The organism is Nocardioides sp. ChNu-153 (assembly GCF_030466625.1).
GTDB lineage: Bacteria > Actinomycetota > Actinomycetes > Propionibacteriales > Nocardioidaceae > Nocardioides.
The window spans coordinates 103,085-121,517 of the sequence record NZ_JADEVT010000001.1 but is presented as its reverse complement, the minus strand read 5'-3'; the positions used below and the strand labels follow the sequence as shown (position 1 = coordinate 121,517).

General features: G+C 74.1%; 15 protein-coding genes. 13 read left to right on the top strand and 2 right to left on the bottom strand.

Translation table 11 applies throughout. The features are described from left to right. Positions 1 to 19: 19 nt before the first annotated feature. The gene (locus INN71_RS00565) at positions 20 to 1,648 is read left to right on the top strand and encodes an acyl-CoA dehydrogenase family protein (protein WP_277497392.1); all 1,629 of its coding nucleotides are present in this window, start codon (positions 20 to 22) and stop codon (positions 1,646 to 1,648) included. Between the two features lie 70 nt (positions 1,649 to 1,718). Continuing rightward, a complete protein-coding gene (locus INN71_RS00560; protein WP_277497394.1) occupies positions 1,719 to 3,623 on the top strand; it encodes a hypothetical protein in 1,905 nt (634 codons plus the stop codon). Positions 3,624 to 3,642: 19 nt separating this feature from the next. Here the strand turns inward: INN71_RS00560 and INN71_RS00555 are convergent, their stop codons facing one another. Then, complete coding sequence (locus tag INN71_RS00555) at positions 3,643 to 4,500, bottom strand: SDR family oxidoreductase (RefSeq protein ID WP_277497395.1); 858 nt, start codon at positions 4,498 to 4,500, stop codon at positions 3,643 to 3,645. A gap of 150 nt (positions 4,501 to 4,650) precedes the next feature. Between INN71_RS00555 and INN71_RS00550 the strand changes: the two genes are divergently transcribed. Continuing rightward, positions 4,651 to 5,214, top strand: a complete 564-nt coding sequence (locus INN71_RS00550; protein WP_277497396.1) for a cysteine hydrolase family protein — start codon at positions 4,651 to 4,653, stop codon at positions 5,212 to 5,214. A 277-nt stretch (positions 5,215 to 5,491) separates the two neighbouring features. Next, on the top strand, positions 5,492 to 6,325 hold the full coding sequence (locus INN71_RS00545) for a sigma-70 family RNA polymerase sigma factor (RefSeq protein ID WP_277497397.1): 834 nt from the start codon (positions 5,492 to 5,494) through the stop codon (positions 6,323 to 6,325). A 76-nt stretch (positions 6,326 to 6,401) separates the two neighbouring features. Here INN71_RS00545 and INN71_RS00540 read toward each other — a convergent pair whose 3' ends face one another. Next, positions 6,402 to 7,580, bottom strand: coding sequence for an alcohol dehydrogenase catalytic domain-containing protein (locus tag INN71_RS00540; protein ID WP_277497398.1), 1,179 nt, complete (start codon positions 7,578 to 7,580; stop codon positions 6,402 to 6,404). 147 nt (positions 7,581 to 7,727) lie between these two features. On the opposite strand from INN71_RS00540, the gene INN71_RS00535 reads away from it, so the two are divergent. The 9 genes from INN71_RS00535 to INN71_RS00495 all read left to right on the top strand — a co-directional run bounded on the left by INN71_RS00535 (position 7,728) and on the right by INN71_RS00495 (position 18,133). Further along, a complete protein-coding gene (locus tag INN71_RS00535) occupies positions 7,728 to 8,951 on the top strand; it encodes a cytochrome P450 (RefSeq protein ID WP_277497399.1) in 1,224 nt (407 codons plus the stop codon). A 27-nt stretch (positions 8,952 to 8,978) separates the two neighbouring features. Beyond that, the gene (locus tag INN71_RS00530) at positions 8,979 to 11,252 is read left to right on the top strand and encodes a catalase (protein ID WP_301799201.1); all 2,274 of its coding nucleotides are present in this window, start codon (positions 8,979 to 8,981) and stop codon (positions 11,250 to 11,252) included. A gap of 1 nt (position 11,253) precedes the next feature. Next, positions 11,254 to 12,768: an FAD-dependent oxidoreductase gene (locus tag INN71_RS00525; RefSeq protein ID WP_277497401.1), complete on the top strand. Its 1,515-nt coding sequence runs from the start codon at positions 11,254 to 11,256 to the stop codon at positions 12,766 to 12,768. Between the two features lie 157 nt (positions 12,769 to 12,925). Next, on the top strand, positions 12,926 to 13,414 hold the full coding sequence (locus tag INN71_RS00520; protein ID WP_277497402.1) for a DUF4383 domain-containing protein: 489 nt from the start codon (positions 12,926 to 12,928) through the stop codon (positions 13,412 to 13,414). A 104-nt stretch (positions 13,415 to 13,518) separates the two neighbouring features. After that, positions 13,519 to 13,842 carry a multidrug efflux SMR transporter gene (locus INN71_RS00515; protein ID WP_277497403.1) on the top strand — a complete coding sequence of 108 codons (324 nt, stop codon included), beginning with the start codon at positions 13,519 to 13,521 and terminating at the stop codon, positions 13,840 to 13,842. Positions 13,843 to 13,990: 148 nt separating this feature from the next. Then, the gene (locus INN71_RS00510; protein ID WP_277497404.1) at positions 13,991 to 14,968 is read left to right on the top strand and encodes a TauD/TfdA family dioxygenase; all 978 of its coding nucleotides are present in this window, start codon (positions 13,991 to 13,993) and stop codon (positions 14,966 to 14,968) included. A 75-nt stretch (positions 14,969 to 15,043) separates the two neighbouring features. Then, a complete protein-coding gene (ribA, locus tag INN71_RS00505) occupies positions 15,044 to 15,718 on the top strand; it encodes a GTP cyclohydrolase II (protein ID WP_277497405.1) in 675 nt (224 codons plus the stop codon). A gap of 54 nt (positions 15,719 to 15,772) precedes the next feature. Continuing rightward, on the top strand, positions 15,773 to 16,534 hold the full coding sequence (locus tag INN71_RS00500; protein WP_277497406.1) for an ABC transporter permease: 762 nt from the start codon (positions 15,773 to 15,775) through the stop codon (positions 16,532 to 16,534). A 324-nt stretch (positions 16,535 to 16,858) separates the two neighbouring features. Continuing rightward, entirely contained in the window at positions 16,859 to 18,133 is a 1,275-nt protein-coding gene (locus tag INN71_RS00495) for an HNH endonuclease signature motif containing protein (RefSeq protein WP_277497407.1), read from the top strand. Positions 18,134 to 18,433 lie beyond the last annotated feature (300 nt).

Sequence of the window (18,433 nt, the reverse complement as noted above, 5' to 3'; positions counted from 1 at the left end):
AAAAGCGTAACGTCGCGCCATGGCCGCCACCCACGACGTCGTCAACCAGGTCCCGCCGCTGACGGGGCACGACACCGCCCACGACCCCGCTCTCCTCGAGGGCCTCGAGCGCGAGGGCGCGGGCTGGGCGCTCGACGAGGTGCACGCGCTCGGCCGGCTCGCCGGCTCCGCCGAGGCGCAGGAGTGGGGCCGCCTCGCCGAGCGTGTGCCGCCGCGGCTGCACACGCACGACCGCTACGGCCACCGGGTCGACGAGGTGGAGTACGTGCCGGCGTACCACCGCCTGATGGAGACCGCCGTCGGTCACGGGCTGCACGGCGCGCCCTGGGCCGACGACCGCCCGGGCGCCCACGTCGCGCGGGCCGCGAAGTTCCTCGCGTGGTCGGTCGACGCCGGCCACGGCTGCCCGATCTCGATGACCTACGCCGTCGTCCCGGCGCTGCGGGCGGACCCCGAGCTGGCGGCGCGCTTCGAGCCGCTGCTCACGAGCCGCGTCTACGACCCGGTGCTGCGCGAGCCCACCACGAAGCGCGGCCTCACGGCCGGCATGTCGATGACGGAGAAGCAGGGCGGCTCCGACGTGCGGGCCGGCACGACGCGGGCCACGCCCCAGGCGGACGGCTCCTACCGGCTGGTGGGCCACAAGTGGTTCACCTCGGCGCCCATGTCCGACCTCTTCCTCGCCCTGGCCCAGGCACCCGGCGGCCTGTCCTGCTTCCTGCTCCCCCGGGTGCTGCCGGGCGGCGAGCGCAACGCCCTGCGCTTCCAGCGCCTCAAGGACAAGCTGGGCAACCGCTCGAACGCGTCGTCGGAGATCGAGTACGACGAGGCGACCGGCTGGCTCGTCGGCGAGGAGGGGCGCGGCGTGCGCACCATCGTCGAGATGGTCAACATGACCCGCCTCGACTGCGTGCTGGGCTCGGCGGCCGGCATGCGCACCGCCCTCGTCGCGGCCGCCCACCACGCCCGCCACCGCCACGCCTTCGGCCGGGCGCTCGTCGACCAGCCGCTCATGCGCAACGTGCTGGCCGACCTCGCGATCGAGTCCGAGGCGGCGACCACCGCGGCGCTGCGGCTCGCCGGCGCCAACGACCGCGCCGTGCGCGGCGACGAGGGCGAGGCGGCCCTGCGCCGCATCGCCCTCGCCGTCACGAAGTACGCCGTGTGCAAGCGCGCCCCGATGGCGGCCGGCGAGGCCATGGAGTGCCTCGGCGGCAACGGGTACGTCGAGGACTTCGACCTCGCCCGGATCTACCGCGAGCTGCCCCTGCTCTCCATCTGGGAGGGCTCGGGCAACGTCGCCGCGCTCGACGCGCTGCGCGCGCTGGCCCGCGAGCCGCACACCCTCGACGCCTTCCTCGCCGAGGCCGAGCTCGCCACGGGCGCCGACCGCCGGTACGACGACGCGCTGGGCGACCTGAAGAAGGAGCTGACGTCGTTCGACGACATCGAGCTGCGGGCCCGGCGCGTGGTGGAGCGGATGGCGTTCGTCTTCCAGGGCGCCCAGCTCGTGCGCCACGCCCCGCACGCCGTCGCCGACGCCTTCTGCGCGACCCGCCTCGCGGGCGACTGGGGCAGCGCGTTCGGCACCCTGCCGGCGGGCCTCGACCTCGAGCCCGTGCTGGAGCGCACCGCGTCGGGGCTGTGAGCCGCCCGTCCGGGTGACATCTGGGCTCTTCCGGCGACAGGTGTCCTCGGTCACGCCTAGCATCCCGGGCATGCACACCCTCCCCCGGCGCCGGCAGTCGCTGCTCGGTGCCGCCCTCCTCGTGCTCGCGACGCTCGTCGCGTCCACCCTCCCCGCCACGACGACCGCGTCCGCGGCCGCCGCTGCCGCTCCCGGGCGCGTCCTCCACGTCTCCCCGAACGGGCGCGACACGAACAACGGCTCCGCGGGTGCCCCGTGGCAGCACCTGGACACGGCGATGGGCCGGCTGCAGGCGGGCGACACGCTGCTCGTCGCGCCGGGCACGTACGGCGACGGGAACGGCGACGGCGTCATCCGCCCCCGCCTGCAGGCCGGCACGGCCGACGCGCGCATCACGGTGAAGGCGACCGGGCCCGACGTCTTCCTGTCGGTCCCCCTGGGCATCGACAACGCGGCGTACTGGACGTTCGACGGGCTCAACGTCGGCGGCAACGGGGTGGTGGCCACCGGGAGCCGGCCGCAGTACCTGGTGAAGATGCTCGGCGGCACGGGCTGGGTGTTCCGCAACGCGGAGATCTGCTGCTACGGCACCTACGGCCTCGTGCGCATCCACGGGAAGCCGGCCGACTGGACCTTCAGCCACAACCTCGTCTACTCGAACCGCGGGCGCGGGCAGGGCAGCGACCAGGACCACATCATGTACGTCGAGACCGACCGCGGCGCCGGTCCGGGATACATCGAGCGCAACATCCTGGCGGGCGCCTCGAACGGCGCCAACATCAAGCTCGGTCGCGACCGGCAGGACAACCCGGACGGCGGTCCGACCGGGGTGACGATCCGGCGCAACACGCTCGTCGGGGCGTTCAACAACGTGCGCGTCGCCTTCGACACCACCGCGGCGCTCATCGAGGACAACATCACCCTCGGCGCCACGCTGAACTGGCCGAACGGCCCGGCCGCCGTGCAGCCCTACTGCCTCGACGGGCGCGGCAACGTCACGAGGAACGACCTGTGGTGGGGCCCGCCGACCGTGCGCCACACCGACCCGATCCGCGGCACGTACTGCACCTACCGGGGCCAGTGGGTCGACCAGGGCGGCCACGTCAAGCGCGACCCCCGCATCGGCGTCGCGCCGTCCGGCACCTTCAACCAGACCCGCCTGCGCTCGCTGCGCCCCGAGCAGTTCGTGCCCGGTGACGCGATCGCCCGCGGCTACGGCCGGTTCAGCCAGTTCGACCAGGTGCTGGCCGGCGACTGGGACGGGGACGGCGTCGACACCCCCGCCGGCGTGCTCGGCAACCGCGTGCACCTCACCGACCAGGCCACCGACGCCGGCACCTCGGGGGTCGCCCCCGGCGCGGGCGAGGCCGAGCGCATCCTCACCTTCGGCCGCGACGGCTGGCAGTTCGTGGCCGGCGACTGGAACGGCGACGGCATCGACGAGATCGGCGCCTACGACCCCGCCACGGCGACGCTGCACCAGCGCTTCACCGCGAACCGGACGGTGGCGGTCAAGTTCGGCAGCAACGCCCGCCGCTACCAGGCCTACGTGGGCGACTGGAACGGCGACCGCATCGACGACCTCGGGCTGCTCGACCTCACCGACAAGACCTTCCACCTGCGCAACAGCGCCACCCGCACCACGAGCTTCAAGTTCGGGTCGGGCCGCATCGCCTACCAGCCGGTCGCGGGCGACTGGGACGGGAACGGTCGCGACGAGCTGGGCCTGTGGCAGCCGAGCACCCGCACCTTCCACCTGCGGGCCTGCGCCGAGGTCACCTGCACGGGCGCCGGCACCAGCTTCCCCGTCGGCAGCTCCTCGAGCGCGCCCTTCTACCAGCCCGTCGTGGGCCGCTGGGACCGATCGTCGGGCCCCGGTCACACCGTCGGGGTCGTGCTCTGGAACAGCTGGAGCCGGGCCCGCGGCAACGACACCACGAGCGGCTTCTGGCCGACCCGCAGCTACGACGGCTGACCCGCCGCACCGCGCGGGCTCAGAAGACGGGCTTGCCGCCCGTGACGCCGAGCACGGTGCCGGAGACGTAGCTGGCGTCCGCCGGCGAGGCGAGGAACACGAACGCCGGGGCCACCTCGGCCGGCTGGCCGGCCCGGCCCAGCGGCGTGTCCGAGCCGAACTGCTCGATCTTCTCGACCGGCTGGGTCGCAGGCTGCAGCGGCGTCCAGATCGGACCCGGCGCGACCGCGTTGACGCGGATGCCGTGCTCGCCGAGCTCGGCGGCGAGGTTGACCGTCAGGTTGTTGATCGCCGCCTTCGTGGAGGCGTAGTCGAGGAGGCTCGTCGACGGGTCGAACGCCTGGATCGAGGAGTTGTTGATGATGCTGCCGCCGCGCTCCTTCAGGTGCGGGACCGCGGCGCGGGTCAACCAGAACAGCGCGTAGAGGTTCGTCTTCAGCGTGCGGTCGAGCAGCTCGTCGTCGAGGTTCAGGATGCCCTCGCCCCGCGCCATCTGGAACCCGGCGTTGTTGACGAGCACGTCGAGGCGGCCGAGCTCGGCCACCGTCCGCTCCACCACGGCGTCGCACGTCGCGGAGTCGCGCAGGTCGGCCTCGATCGCCACCGCGCGACGTCCCGCCGACTCGACGAGCGCCACGGTCTGCCGGGCGTCCTGCTCCTCGGCGGCCAGGTAGGTGAACGCGACGTCCGCGCCCTCCCGCGCGTACGCCAGCGCCACCGCCCGACCGATGCCGGAGTCACCGCCGGTGATCAGCCCGACCAGGCCTTCGAGCCGGCCGTGCCCGACGTACGACTCCTCGCCGTGGTCGGGGCGGGGCTCCATCTCGTCGGTGAGGCCGGGGGGCTCCTGCTGCTGGGCCGGGTAACCGTCTGCCATGTCTCGTTCCTCCCCGACGCCCGCGGGCGTCGTTCCTCGTCTGCCGGTCCGGCAGTCGTCGTCTGCTCCGTCCGCGCGGCCGGTACCCCGGCCCCGCAGCGCGCACCCGCCGCGGCATGACGCGTCCCGGGCTCGGGTACCAGCCCCGTCGTGGACGCCGTACTGATGATCGACATGCAGCAGGGGTACTTCAGCGCGCCGGAGCTCGAAAAGCAGCGGCCGGCGCTGGTCGACGCCTGCTCGCGGCTGGTGCGCGCCGCCCTCGACGCGGGCGCGCTCGTGGTCGAGGTCGTGACCGTCCACGAGCACGACCGCAGCACGTGGGCCCGCAACATGCTGGAGGACGACAAGCCGTTCCTGCTGCGCGGCTCGGACGAGGCGGCCCGGCTCCCGGGCCTGCCGGAGGTGGGCCCGCCGCACGGCGTGGTGCTGGAGAAGACCCGCGACAGCGCCTTCCACCGCACGGAGCTGGTGGACCTGCTGCGCGAGCGGGGTGTCGACCGCCTGCTGCTGTGCGGCATCTCGACCGAGTCCTGCATCGCGGCCACCGCCCTCGACGCCTACGCCCACGACTTCGAGACGGTGCTCGTCATCGACGCCATCGCCTCGCCGTCGCCGGACACGCACGTGCGGGCGCTCGACCACCTGGGGAGCAGCTACCACCAGCCGGGGGTCGGCGTGGACGACGTCACGGGGACCTTGTCGGGCGCCTGAGACCGCGGCCCGAGCGCGGGGTCCGAGCGCGGGGTCCAGGGGCGGGGTCCAGGGGCCGGATCCGGGCGCAGGCGGTCCACGCGCCGGGGCGGTACCCATCTCCGCGCGTCCCAGCCCCACCGGCTCACCAGGTGGGAACTTCCGGAATGATTCGCCTTCCGACTGGTCCAGACCGGCTGGATGGGTCTAGGTTCGGTGGGTGGCGCCACAAGCGCTGATCTCGTTCTTTCCAGCTCAAGCCGCGGGCTGGCCAGGCACTCGAGGCTCAGGATCCACGATGCCCAACGAAGAACTGTCCCCCACCACCCCCGTCACCAGTGCCCGCCAGAGCGAGCGTGAGCAGCGGCGCGCGGCCACCGCGGCCAGCCTCGAGGCCGCCGGGCGTGCCACCGACCAGGCCGAGCGCGACGCCGCGCTGCGCGAGCTGGTCGTCGCCAACATGGGTGTCGCCCGATCGCTGGCCGCCCGCCAGCGCAACCGCGGCATCCCGATCGAGGACCTGGAGCAGGTCGCCTACCTCGCGCTCGTCCGGGCCGCCGACGGCTTCGACGTCACGCAGGGCAAGGACTTCCTGACGTACGCCGTGCCGTGCATCCGCGGCGAGCTGCGTCGCCACTTCCGCGACCACGGCTGGATGGTCCGCCCGCCCCGCCAGGTGCAGGAGAACCAGTCGGCCGTCATCCGGGCCCGTGACCGCCTCACCGGCGACCACGGCGAGAACGTGCCCGCGGCGGTCATCGCCCGCGAGCTCGAGATCGAGGTCGACGTCGTCGAGCAGGCGCTCGCGGCCGAGGGCTGCTTCCGCCCGGTCTCCCTCGACGCCCCGCTGCCCACCGGCGTCGGTGCGCGGCACGAGGAGACGGTGGTCGACCCGGCCGCCGAGCAGGAGCTCATCGAGGCCCGCGAGACGCTGCGCCCCGCGCTGCGCCAGCTGGGCGAGCGGGAGCGCCGCATCCTCATGCTGCGCTACTTCAACGACCGCACCCAGCAGGAGATCGCCGACGAGCTCGGCATCACGCAGACCCAGGTGTCCCGGCTCCTCGCCGGGATCCTGCGCCAGCTGCGCGAGGTCGTGGGCGCGCCCGCGGCCACGCAGCGCCGCGCCTCCTGAGGCCTCTCCACCCCGCACGAACGACGAAGGGGCGGGACCGGTTCGCCGGTCCCGCCCCTTCGTCGTGCCCCCGCCCTCAGGGCTGGAAGACGACCTTGATCATCCCGTCCTGCTTGTCGCGGAACGCCTTGTAAGCCTCGGGCGCCTCGCTCAGCGGCAGGTGGTGGGTGGCGAAGCCCTCCGTCCCCAGCGGGTCCTCGTCGGTGAGCAGCTCGAGGATCTCGTCGGACCAGCGGTGGACGTTCGCCTGCCCCATCCGCAGCTGGATCTGCTTGTCGAAGATCTGCATGAGCGGCAGCGGGTTGACCGCGCCGCCATACACGCCCGAGATCGAGATGGTGCCGCCGCGCCGCACGGTCTCGATCGCGGTGTTGATCACCACGAGCCGGTCGACGGCGGCCTTCTTCATCAACGGCTCGGCGACGGCGTCGGGCAGGAACTTGACCGCCTTCTGCGCCAGCTCGGCGATGGGCGAGCCGTGCGCCTCCATGCCGACGGCGTCGATGACGGCGTCGGGGCCGCGCCCGTCGGTCATCTCGCGCAGCGTCGCGGCCAGCTCGGCCGGCGGCTGCTCGTCCACCACCTCGGCGCCCCAGGCGGCGGCACGCTGGCGCCGGTCCTCCTCGGGCTCCGAGACGACCACCCGGATGCCGCGGCGCGCCGCGATGCGGGCCGCCATGGCGCCGATGGGTCCACCGCCGATGATCAGCACGGTGTCGCCCTCGCCGACGTTGGCGTACTCCACCGCCTGCCAGGCGGTGGGCAGCACGTCGCTGAGGAAGAGGAAGCGGTCGTCCGGCGGGCCGTGCGGCACCTTGATCGGCAGCGTGTCGCCGAAGGGCACGCGCAGCAGCTCGGCCTGGCCACCGGGCACCTGGCCGTAGAGCTTGCTGTAGCCGAACAGGCTCGCGCCGGTGCCCTGGTCGCGGTTCTGGGTCGTCTCGCACTGGCTGTGCAACCCGCGGCTGCACATCCAGCACGTGCCGCAGCTGACGTTGAACGGCACGACGACCCGGTCGCCGGGCACGAGCGTCTCCACACCGGGACCGACCTGCTCGACGATGCCCATGGGCTCGTGGCCCACGACGTCCCCGGGGGTCATGAACGGGCCCAGCGGCTCGTAGAGGTGCAGGTCCGACCCGCACAGCCCCGTCGACGTGATCTTCACGATCACGTCCCCCGGGTCCTGGATGGTCGGGTCCGGGACCTCCTGCACCCGCATGTCCTGCGAGCCCTGCCACGTCACTGCCTTCACGTTTCACTCCTCGGGTGGTCGGTGGGCGGACCGGATCCGGTACCCACCGCCCCCCCGGCTGCACCCACCGCCGACCCACCCCCGCGCGGCGCGCGCCGGGCCCCGGGCCCGCGTATGCGGCCCCGGGGCAGGGGTACCGGGCGGGCCATGGACCTCGCCCTCGCCCTGCTCCGCCGCGGGTACCACGCCCTGCCCGCCGAGCGCCGACGCAACGGCGGCGCCGACACCTTCACCGCTCGCCTGCTGGGCCGGCGCGCCGTCGTGGTCCGCGGTCGCGCGGGGGCCGAGCTGTTCTACGACACCGACCGCGTCAGCCGGGTGGGCGCCGTCCCGCCGCCCGTGGCCGGCCTCATCTTCGGCCGTGGCGCGCTCCACGGCCTCGACGGCACGGAGCACGCCGAGCGCAAGGCCCTCTTCCTCGACCTCCTCGACGGCGCGGCCGTGCGGGAGGTCACCGGCGAGGTGACGGCCCTCCTCCGCCCGCGCCTCGACGCCCACGCGGCCCAGCCCGACGGGGGCGAGGTCGTGCTCTTCGACCTGCTCGTCGAGGCGTACGGCGACGCGGTGCTGCGCTGGGCCGGCGTACCCGGGTCCGCGGAGGAGAGGCGGGTGCTGTCGCGGCGGATGGCCGCGATCGTCGACGGCTTCGGCGGTGCCGGTACGGCGTACCTGCGCGGCTGGCGCGAACGGGTCCGGATGAACGCGTGGGCCGCGCGCCTCGTCCGTGAGACCCGGCGCGCGTCGTCGGTCGGCGACACGTCGGTGGTCGCCCGGATCGCCGCGACCGACCTGGACGACCGCACGGCCGGCGTCGAGCTGCTCAACGTGCTGCGCCCGACCGTCGCCGTGGCCTGGCCCGCCACCTGGGCCGCGCTCACCCTCGTGGTGGACCGTGCCGCACGGGCCGACCTCGTCGGCGACCCCGGCGCCCGCGCCCGGGTCTGCGTCGCGCACGAGTCGCGCCGCGTGCACCCCTTCGTCCCCGCCCTCGCCGGGCGCATCCGGACCGACACCGAGCACGACGGCGTGCGGCTGCGGCCCGGCGACCACCTCGTGCTCGACGTGCCCGGCACCGACACCGACCCGGCGTGGTGGGACCGTCCCGACGAGTTCGACCCCTCGCGCTTCGCGCACGCCGAGCCCGACCCCTTCGCCTACGTCCCCCAGGGCGGCGGCCACCCCGACCAGGGCCACCGCTGCCCCGGCGAGCCCCTCACCGTGGCCCTGGTGGCCGCGACCCTCGGGGAGCTCGCCCGCCACGACCTCACCGCCGTCGACGACCAGCCGGGCCGGACCGACCGGACCCGGATGCCCCGCCGCCCCCACGGCGGGCTGCGACTGCGCGTGCGCACGACCGACCCGTCCGCCTGAACCCCCACCGGAAGGCACCGTCACGCCATGGACCCCTCCACGCCCGTCAAGAAGGCCGCCCAGCTCGTCGAGGACGCCGCCGAGGCCCTCACCTCCTCCCCCGACACCGTCCCGGGCGTCCCCGCGAGTGCGCCCGCCCCGCTCGAGGAGCCCACGACGCCCCACCCGCCGGCCCCGCCGAAGCCCGACCAGCGGGCGCCCGAGCTGCGCACCGCGACGGGCGCCGAGGCCACCGGGAAGCCCGGCGACCGCCACCAGCAGGGCTCGTACCTGACCACCTCCACCGGGGTGCGGCTGCACGACACCGACCACTCGCTCAAGGCCGGCCGGCGCGGCCCGACGCTGCTGCAGGACCACCACCTGCGCGAGAAGCTCATGCACTTCGACCACGAGCGCATCCCGGAGCGCGTCGTGCACGCGCGCGGCGCGGCCGCCCACGGTCACATCGAGGGCTACGGCACGGCGGCGTCCATCTGCCACGCGAGCGTCTTCGACGAGGGCCGCACGACCCCGGTCTTCGTGCGCTTCTCCACGGTGCTGGGCTCGCGCGGCTCGGCCGACACCGTGCGCGACACCCGCGGCTTCGCGACGAAGTTCTACACCGACGAGGGCATCTGGGACCTGGTCGGCAACAACATCCCGGTCTTCTTCATCCAGGACGGCATCAAGTTCCCCGACGTGATCCACGCCGGCAAGCCGCACCCCGATCGCGAGATCCCGCAGGCCCAGAGCGCCCACGACTCCTTCTGGGACTTCGTCTCGCTCCACACCGAGGCGCAGCACCACACCATCTGGAACATGTCCGACCGGGGCGTCCCGCGCTCCTACCGGATGATGGAGGGGTTCGGCGTCCACACCTTCCGCTGCACCAACGCCGAGGGCGGGACCTCGCTGGTGAAGTTCCACTGGAAGCCGAAGCTGGGCGTGCACTCCCTGACGTGGGAGGAGGCGCAGATGCTCGGCGGCATCGACCCCGACTTCCACCGGCGCGACCTCGCCGACGCGATCGAGGCGGGCTCGTACCCCGAGTGGGAGCTGGGCGTGCAGGTCTTCCCCGACACCCCGGAGCAGATGTTCGAGGGCATCGACCTCCTCGACTCCACCAAGCTGGTCCCCGAGGAGCTCGCCCCGGTGCAGCCGATCGGGCGCCTCGTGCTCGACGCGAACCCGACGAACTTCTTCGCCGAGACCGAGCAGGTCGCGTTCCACACCGGCCACCTGGTGCCCGGCATCGACGGCACGGACGACCCGCTGCTGCAGGCGCGCAACTTCTCCTACCTCGACACCCAGCTCTCGCGGCTCGGCGGCCCGAACTTCAACCAGCTGCCGATCAACCGCACGCACACGCCGGTGAACGACATGCTGCGCGACGGCTTCCACCAGCACGCCGTGCACGCCGGGGCGGCGCCGTACCGCCCGAACTCCCTCGACGGCGGCTGCCCCTTCTCGGCCACCACCGACCAGAGCGACCCGGCCACCCGGGCGTTCGTCGAGGCCGCCGCCACGGTGGCGGAGGGTGCGAAGGTGCGGGCCCAGCCCGCGTCGTACGACGACCACTTCAGCCAGGTGCGCCAGTTCTGGCTCAGCCTGACCCCGGTCGAGCGCGAGCACGTCGTCCGGGCCTACACCTTCGAGCTCGGCAAGTGCTACGAGGAGGCGATCAAGGTGCGCCAGCTCCGGTCGCTGGCGCAGGTCGACGCCACGTTGTGCGCCGAGGTCGCCGCCGGGCTCGGCCTGCCGGCCCCCGAGGCTCCGGGGCCGCTGCCCGACGTCGACCCGAGCCCCGCGCTCTCGCAGCTCGGCGGCACGTGGCCGCTGGAGGGTCGGATGGTCGGCATCGTCGTCGCGACCGACACCGACCCGGGCCTGGTCACCGCGGTCCAGGAGGCCGTGCGCGCCGAGGGCGCCCTGCCGCTCGTCGTCGGCCCCCACGGCGGGCAGGTCGCCGGCACGACGGCGCAGCGCACCTTCGCCACGACCCGCTCGGTCGAGTTCGACACCGTCGTCCTCCTCGACGCCCCCTCGCCCGCAGCCGACGCGCCGCACGACGAGAAGACGTCGGTGCCGGGCGGCCCCGCCGCGGTCGACCCACGGGTCCTGCTGCTGGTGCAGGAGGCCTACCGCCACGCCAAGGTGATCGCCGCGGTCGGCAACGGCACCGCGGTGCTCGACCTGGCCGGCGTCGCGCCCGAGGGCGTCGGGGTCGTGGTCGGCACCGACCCGGCCGAGGTCTGCACCCGGATGTCCGCCGCCGCGCGCGGGCACCGCGTCTGGGAGCGCTTCGGCGCCGTGGGGGTGTGACGTGCTGAGGACCATCTGGGAGGACCGTTCCTCCGCCGCGTCGTCGATCCCTGCGACCGCGCTCGACACGGACACGGCGTACGACGCGGTCGTCGTCGGCGGCGGCCTCACCGGCCTGACCACGGCGCTGCTCCTGGCGCGCGGCGGCCAGCGGGTGCTGGTGCTCGAGGCCCGCGAGCTGGGCGGCGGCACCACCGGCCGGAGCACGGCCAAGGTGAGCCTGCTGCAGGGCAGCCAGTTCTCGCGCATCGACCGCCGCCACGGCACCGCGACGCTGCGGTCCTACGCCGCGGCCAACCGCGAGGCACAGGCCTGGGTCACGGCGTTCGCCGAGGACGCCGGGGTGCCGCTCGAGCGCCGGGACGCGTTCACCTACGCCAACGGCGCCCTCGGCGCCCGTGTGCTGCGCCGCGAGCTCGCGGCCGCGCAGAAGGCGGACCTGCCGGTGCGCTGGACCGAGGACACCGAGCTGCCGTTCGCGGTGCGGGGCGCGATCCGCCTCGACGACCAGGTGCAGGTCGACCCGGTCGCGCTCGTCGGCGAGCTGTCGCGGCAGTGCCGGGAGCTCGGGGTCACCGTCGTCGAGCACGCCCGGGTGCAGCGCGTCGGAGGTGGCGACCCCGTGCGCGTGGCCGTGCGCGTGCCGGGCGACGACCCCGGCACCGACCAGCAGGCCGTCGTGCAGGGCCGCACGGTGGTCCTGGCCACCGGCATGCCGATCCTCGACCGGGGCGCGTTCTTCGCCCGGATGAGCCCGGAGCGCTCCTACAGCCTCGCGGTGACGCTGCCGCAGGAGGCGCCGCACGGGATGTACCTGGCCGCCGACATGCCGTCCCGCTCCCTGCGCGACGCGACCCGGCCGGGCGGTCCGCCCACGCTCCTCATCGGCGGCGAGGGTCACGTCACCGGCCGCAAGCGGCCGACCAGCCAGCGGCTCGACGCGCTGCGCATCTGGGCGATGGACCACTTCCCGGGCGCCCAGGAGACGCACGCCTGGTCGGCGCAGGACTACTCGCCGCACCACGGGCTGCCGTACGCCGGTCCCCTCCTGCCGGGCAACCACCGCATCCTCGTCGCGGGCGGCTTCTCGAAGTGGGGCATGACGAACGGCGTGGCCGCGGCGCTGGCGATCACGGGCGGGCTGCTCGGCAACACGCCGGCGTGGGCGGGCGCCTACCGCCCGTGGGGTGCCCACGAGCTGACCGGCCTGCCCGGGTCGGCCTGGCTCAACACCGAGGTCGCGGTCGCCATGACCGCCGGGTGGCTGGCACCGCGGGTCCCCTCCGTCGCCGCCGGCACCGGCACCTCCGGCAGCGGGGAGGCGCGGCAGCGCTCCCGCCTGTGCGGGCTGGTGCCGGGCAAGGAGGGCTCCGCGGTCTGCACGCACCTCGGCGGGGTGCTCACCTGGAACGACGCCGAGCGCAGCTGGGACTGCCCGCTGCACGGCTCGCGCTTCGAGGAGCGCGGCGAGGTCATCGAGGGTCCGGCCGTCCGGCCCCTCGCGACCCGCGACTGACGGTCCCGCCACCACGGCCCGTGGCCGGCGCCCCCTCGGGGGTGCCGGCCACGGGCCGTGGTGCGTGTGCCACGGGGTGCGCGACGACCCGCGAGCGGGTACCGGCGCCGGGAGCACCCGTCCCGAGAGCACCCTTCCCCCTCCCCGAGGAGACACCATGCGATCCGAAGACGTCAGCGCCCAGCGCGTCAGCACCCCGCCGCCCAGGGGCGACCGCTTTCTGCGGACCGTCGCCCTCGTCGTCGGCGGCACGTTCCTGCTCGTGGGCATCCTGGGGTTCGTCCCCGGCGTGACCACCGACTACGACCAGCTCGAGCTCGCCGGCCACGAGAGCCAGGCGAAGCTGCTCGGCCTCTTCCAGGTGTCGATCCTGCACAACGTCGTCCACCTGCTGTTCGGCGTCGCCGGCATCGCGGCCGCCAAGCGCCCGCGCGCCGCGGTGACCTACCTCATCGGCGGCGGGCTCATCTACCTCGTGCTGTGGATCTACGGGCTGAGCGTCGGCCACCACTCCGACGCCAACTTCGTGCCGCTCAACGACGCCGACAACTGGCTGCACCTCGGCCTCGCCGTCGGCATGATCGGGCTCGGCGTCTACGGCTACCAGCGCCTGCGCGGCGGCATCGGCGGCGACGTGCCGATGTGAGCCCCGGCCGCGTCCGCGCGGCAGCACCCGCGACGCCGCGTCGCCCTCCCCGTGGTGGGATCGGGCGGCGCGGCGTTCGCGCACCCGGCGGGAGGAGCAGGCGCATGTGGGGCTGGTTGCTGGTGGCGGTCGGCAGCGAGGTCGTGGCGACGCTGTCGCTGCGGCAGTCGGAGGGCTTCTCGCGGCCCGGCTGGTCGGTCGTCGTGGTGCTGGGCTACTGCTCGGCCTTCTACGCGCTGTCGCAGGCGCTGGTGGCGGGCATGCCGCTGGGGCAGGCGTACGCCGTGTGGTGCGCGCTCGGCATCGCGACCATCGCGGTGCTCGGCATCGTGCTCTTCGGCGAGACCCTGACGGCGGTGCAGGTCACCGGGCTGGTGCTGGTCGTGGCCGGCGTCGTGCTCGTCGAGCTGGGGGCGGTGCACCGGTGAGCAGCGCGGACCGGACGAGCAGCCCGGACCGGACGAGCACCCCGGCCGGGTGACCAGTCGGTGGACGGCGGCGGCGTTCGTGGTCGCGTAACCGTAGTGTCTCGGTCGAGTATCTACGGGTTGCACCACCCGACCGCAGGAGGCACCCGTGACCGTCACCGTCGACCGCCCGACCGCGAGCCCGACCACTGCTCCCACCCCGGACCCGGCCGCCCCGCTGCCGGACGGCGTCGCGGTCCACCAGGTCGGCGGGCGGCTGGGTGCCCGGATCGAGGGCGTGCGCCTCGGCGGGGACCTGCCCGACGCCGTGGTCGCGGCGGTCCGCGACGCGCTGCTCCGCCACCAGGTGGTCTTCCTGCGCGACCAGCACCACCTCGACGACGCGACGCACGCCGCCTTCGCGGAGCGCCTCGGACCGCTCACGACCGCGCACCCGACGGTCAACACCGGCAGCGCGCGCGTGCTGCGCGTGACGGCGAACAAGGGCATGGCCGCCAACGCGTGGCACACCGACGTCACCTTCGTCGACCGGGTGCCGGCCATCAGCGTGCTGCGGGCGGTGACCCTCCCGCCGTACGGCGGCACGACGGCCTGGGCGAGCACGGTGGCCGCGTACGACGCGATGCCCGCGCCGCTGAAGGCGCTCGTCGAGGGACTGTGGGCGGTGCACACGAACTCCTACGACTACGCGCAGCTCGACGAGGAGCACGACCAGCCGGACGCGCACTACACGCGCGACGACTTCGCCTCGACGGTGTTCGAGACGCGGCACCCCGTGGTGCGCGTGCACCCGGAGACCGGGCGGCGCTCGCTGGTGCTCGGCAACTTCGTGAAGCGGTTCGAGGGGTTCAACGCCTCGGAGTCGCACCAGCTGTTCCACCTGCTGCAGGGCCGCATCACCAAGCTGGAGAACACGGTGCGCTGGACGTGGCAGCCGGGCGACGTGGCCCTGTGGGACAACCGGGCGACGCAGCACTACGCGGTCGCCGACTTCGACGAGCACCCGCGGGAGATGCGCCGCATCACGGTCGCGGGTGACGTGCCGGTCTCGGTCGACGGGCGTCGCTCGGAGGTGCTGGCCGGCGACGCCCGGGCCTACTCCCGGCTCGACGAGCTCATCTCCTGACCAGGGCGGTGGGAACAGATCGCGCTCCCGGGGCATTCACAGGACACTTTAATCTTCAAGTGTTTGGATGTCCCCATGACGCAGTACCTGCACCCCCTCGCCGACGGGCTGCCCGCGACCACGACCCGCACGAGCGTCCGCGTGCCGCTCTCGTTCGCCGACGGGTTCGTCACGACCGCGGACGTCGTCACGTTCGACGGCCTGGTCGACGGCCGGGAGCACCTGCTGCTCGGCCTCGGTGACTGGCGGGCCGCGCTGGAGCGCTCCGCCGGCGGAGGCGTGGCTCCGCTGGTGCGCCCGCACAGCGAGTGCCTGACCGGCGACGTGCTGGGGTCGCAGCGCTGCGACTGCGGGCCGCAGCTGCGGGAGGCGGTCGAGCGGATCGCCGAGGCCGGCGGGTTCCTGCTCTACCTGCGCCAGGAGGGCCGGGGCATCGGGCTGTACGCCAAGCTGGACGCCTACGCGCTGCAGGACGCCGGGCTCGACACCTACGAGGCCAACCTGGCCCTCGGGCACGGGGAGGACGAGCGCGACTACCGCGCCGCCGCCCAGATGCTCCGCACCGTCGGCGCCGAGCGCGTCCGGCTGCTCAGCAACAACCCCGACAAGGCGGCCCAGCTCGCGTCGTACGGCGTCGCGGTGACCGAGCGCGTGCCCACCGGGGTGCACCTGTCGGCGAGCAACGCGCGCTACCTCCTGGCCAAGCGCGACCACACGGCCCACACGATCGACCTGCCCGCGACCGCCTGAGCGCGGGCCCGCGGCTGCCTGAGCGCGCGGCGGCCGGCGTGCGAGCCTGGGCCGGTGGAGACCGTGCAGCTGGGGTGGGCGTTCGGGGTGCTCGTGGCGCTGCTCGCCGTGGTCGCCGCCGTGGCCACCCGGCTCGCTGGGCTGGGGTCGTGGCGGGCGCCGCTGACGGCCACGGCCCGCGCGGCAGCCCAGCTCGCGCTCGTCAGCCTCGTCATCACGGCCGCACTGCACAGCCTGCCCGCGACCGCTGCCTTCGTCGCGACCATGGTCGTGGTCGGCGCCCTCACCTCGGCCCGTCGGGTGGTGGGCGGCCACGGTCGCCACACGGCGTGGTTCGCGCTGCCCATCGCGGCCGGCGCGCTGCCGGTGCTGCTGGCCGTCGTGGCCACCGGGGTCGTGCCGGCCGAACCGGTGGCGGTGCTGCCCGTCGCCGGGATCCTCGTGGGCGGCGCGATGTCGGCCACCACGCTCGCCGCACGACGCACCGTCGAGGAGCTCACCGAGCAGCGCGGCGCCTACGAGGCGGCGCTGTCCCTGGGCCTGGCCCGCCGCGCGGCCGTCGACGTCGTCGGGCGCCCCGCCGCCGCCCTCGCCCTCGTGCCGGGCCTCGACCAGACGCGGACGGTCGGGCTCGTCACCCTGCCGGGCGCGTTCGTCGGGGTGCTGCTCGCCGGGGCCTCGCCCGTCCAGGCCGGCGCCGCGCAGCTGCTCGTGCTGGCCGGGCTCCTCGCCGCCCAGACCCTCGCGGCGGCCGCCGCCGTCGAGCTCGTCGCGGCGGGACGGGTCCCCGTGGCTGGTGCGCCGCTGCGGGAGTGAGCGGGTGGCCGCGCTGCTGCGGTGGTCGAGGTGCTCGCGCCCGGTGGTCGAGGTGGCCGCGCTGCTCCCGGTGGTCGAGGTAGCCGCGCTGCCCGGTGGTCGAGGTAGCCGCGCTAGTCCCGGTGGTTGAGGTGGCCGCGCTAGTCCCGGTGGTTGAGGTGGCCGCGCTAGTCCCGGTGGTTGAGGTGGCCGCGCTAGCGGCCCTCGAAACCACGACCGGGTCGAGAGGGTCAGTGCGGACCCGCCTTGACCTGCGGAAACTCGATCTGTGGAGAGGTGTCGTCTCCGGTCAGAACTGTCGGTGGCGCCTGGTGTGATGGGTTCATGACCGAGACTGCTCTGCACCCCCTGGCCGGGGTCGTCGCGCGTCTCGCCGCTGTTCTCGACGACGGGTTCGCGACCGGTCTGTTGACCGCCGGCCCGGTCGAGACAAGCGCCGCCCTGGTCGCGCTCGAACGCGAATCCAACCGCCTCGCTGCCCTGCAGTCGAGACTGCTGGCCCATGCCACCGAGGTGCGCGTCGAAGACATGACGGGTGCGCCGTCGACCGCGGTGTGGTTCGCGAACGCGACGAACACCACCCGCGCGGAGGCGCACCGCCGGGTCCGTGCCGCGGTCGCCACCGAGGAGCGGTACGGCGCCCTCGCCGCCGCGGGCACCTCCGGCGCTGTCTTGCCCGGTCAGGCTGAGGTGGTGGTGCGGGCGCTGGACGACCTGGGCGAAGGCGTCACCGCGGAGATCAGGGCCGAGGCGGAACGGACGCTGGTCGGGTTCGCCCATCAGCACGACGCAAAGGCCCTCCGCGTCCTGGGCCGCCGGATCCTCGACGTCGTCGCCCCCGCCGTCGGCGAGGCCCGTGAGGCGGAGCTGCTGGCGCGGGAGGAGCGGGAGGCCGCCGCGAAGATCCGACTCACCATGCGCGAGGACGGCCACGGCTGCGTCCACGGGAAGTTCACGGTGCCGGAGATGCACGGCGCGATGTTCACCAAGATGCTCGACGCCATCGCCTCGCCGCGACGTAGCCATCTCCGGAACGACGCGGCTCATGGCGCCGCCGACGACACCGCCGACGACACGGTCGACGCTCGGCCCGCCTGGGAGCGCCGCGGCCAGGCGTTCGTCGAGCTGATCGAGCGGATGCGCGACGCCGACCTCCCGGACGCCGCAGGAGCCGGCGCCACCGTCGTCGTCACCATGCAGGTCGACACCCTCACCGGCGGACTCGCAGCGGCCTCGCTCGACACCGGCCACCGCATCTCACCCGGCGAAGCGCGCCGCCTCGCCTGCAGCGCCGACCTCGTCCCGGCCGTGCTCGGTAGCAAGAGCGAGGTGCTGGACCTCGGCCGGTCGGCGCGGTTCCACAGCAAACCCCAGCGCATCGCCATGCTGCTGCGGGACGGGGGCTGCACCGCGGAGGGATGCGACGCACCACCGCACTGGTGCGAGGCCCACCTCGACGACCCCTGGTCACGCGGAGGAAGGACGTCGGTCGAACGCGGACGGTTGCTGTGCTGGCGCCACCACCGCGTCGCACACGACCCGACGTACCTCACCGAGACCCTCGGCACCGGCAAGCTCAGGTTCACCCGACGCGTCTGATCAACCCGCGCGCCCGAACCCCCGGTGGTTGAGGTGGGTTGCTCTGGCAACCCCTCGAAACCACGCCCGAGAACCTGTTGTGGTTTCGAGGGCCGCTAGCGCGGCCACCTCAACCACCGGACCAGCGCGGCCACCTCAGCCACCCGGACCTGCCGGTGGTTGAGGTGGGTTGCTCTGGGCAACCCCTCGAAACCACGCGCAGGAACCCCTCGTGGTTTCGGGGGCCGCTAGCGCGGCCACCTCAACCACCGGACCAGCGCGGCCACCTCAACCACCGGACCAGCGCGGCCACCTCAACCA

Excerpts from the sequence above, each read along its gene's own strand:
- INN71_RS00565 (WP_277497392.1), top strand. The coding sequence starts at position 20 with ATGGCCGCCACCCACGACGTCGTCAACCAGGTCCCGCCGCTGACGGGG.
- INN71_RS00560 (WP_277497394.1), top strand. The coding sequence starts at position 1,719 with ATGCACACCCTCCCCCGGCGCCGGCAGTCGCTGCTCGGTGCCGCCCTC.
- INN71_RS00555 (WP_277497395.1), bottom strand. The coding sequence starts at position 4,500 with ATGGCAGACGGTTACCCGGCCCAGCAGCAGGAGCCCCCCGGCCTCACC.
- INN71_RS00545 (WP_277497397.1), top strand. The coding sequence starts at position 5,492 with ATGCCCAACGAAGAACTGTCCCCCACCACCCCCGTCACCAGTGCCCGC.
- INN71_RS00535 (WP_277497399.1), top strand. The coding sequence starts at position 7,728 with ATGGACCTCGCCCTCGCCCTGCTCCGCCGCGGGTACCACGCCCTGCCC.
- INN71_RS00530 (WP_301799201.1), top strand. The coding sequence starts at position 8,979 with ATGGACCCCTCCACGCCCGTCAAGAAGGCCGCCCAGCTCGTCGAGGAC.
- INN71_RS00520 (WP_277497402.1), top strand. The coding sequence starts at position 12,926 with ATGCGATCCGAAGACGTCAGCGCCCAGCGCGTCAGCACCCCGCCGCCC.
- INN71_RS00515 (WP_277497403.1), top strand. The coding sequence starts at position 13,519 with ATGTGGGGCTGGTTGCTGGTGGCGGTCGGCAGCGAGGTCGTGGCGACG.
- ribA (WP_277497405.1), top strand. The coding sequence starts at position 15,044 with ATGACGCAGTACCTGCACCCCCTCGCCGACGGGCTGCCCGCGACCACG.
- INN71_RS00495 (WP_277497407.1), top strand. The coding sequence starts at position 16,859 with ATGACCGAGACTGCTCTGCACCCCCTGGCCGGGGTCGTCGCGCGTCTC.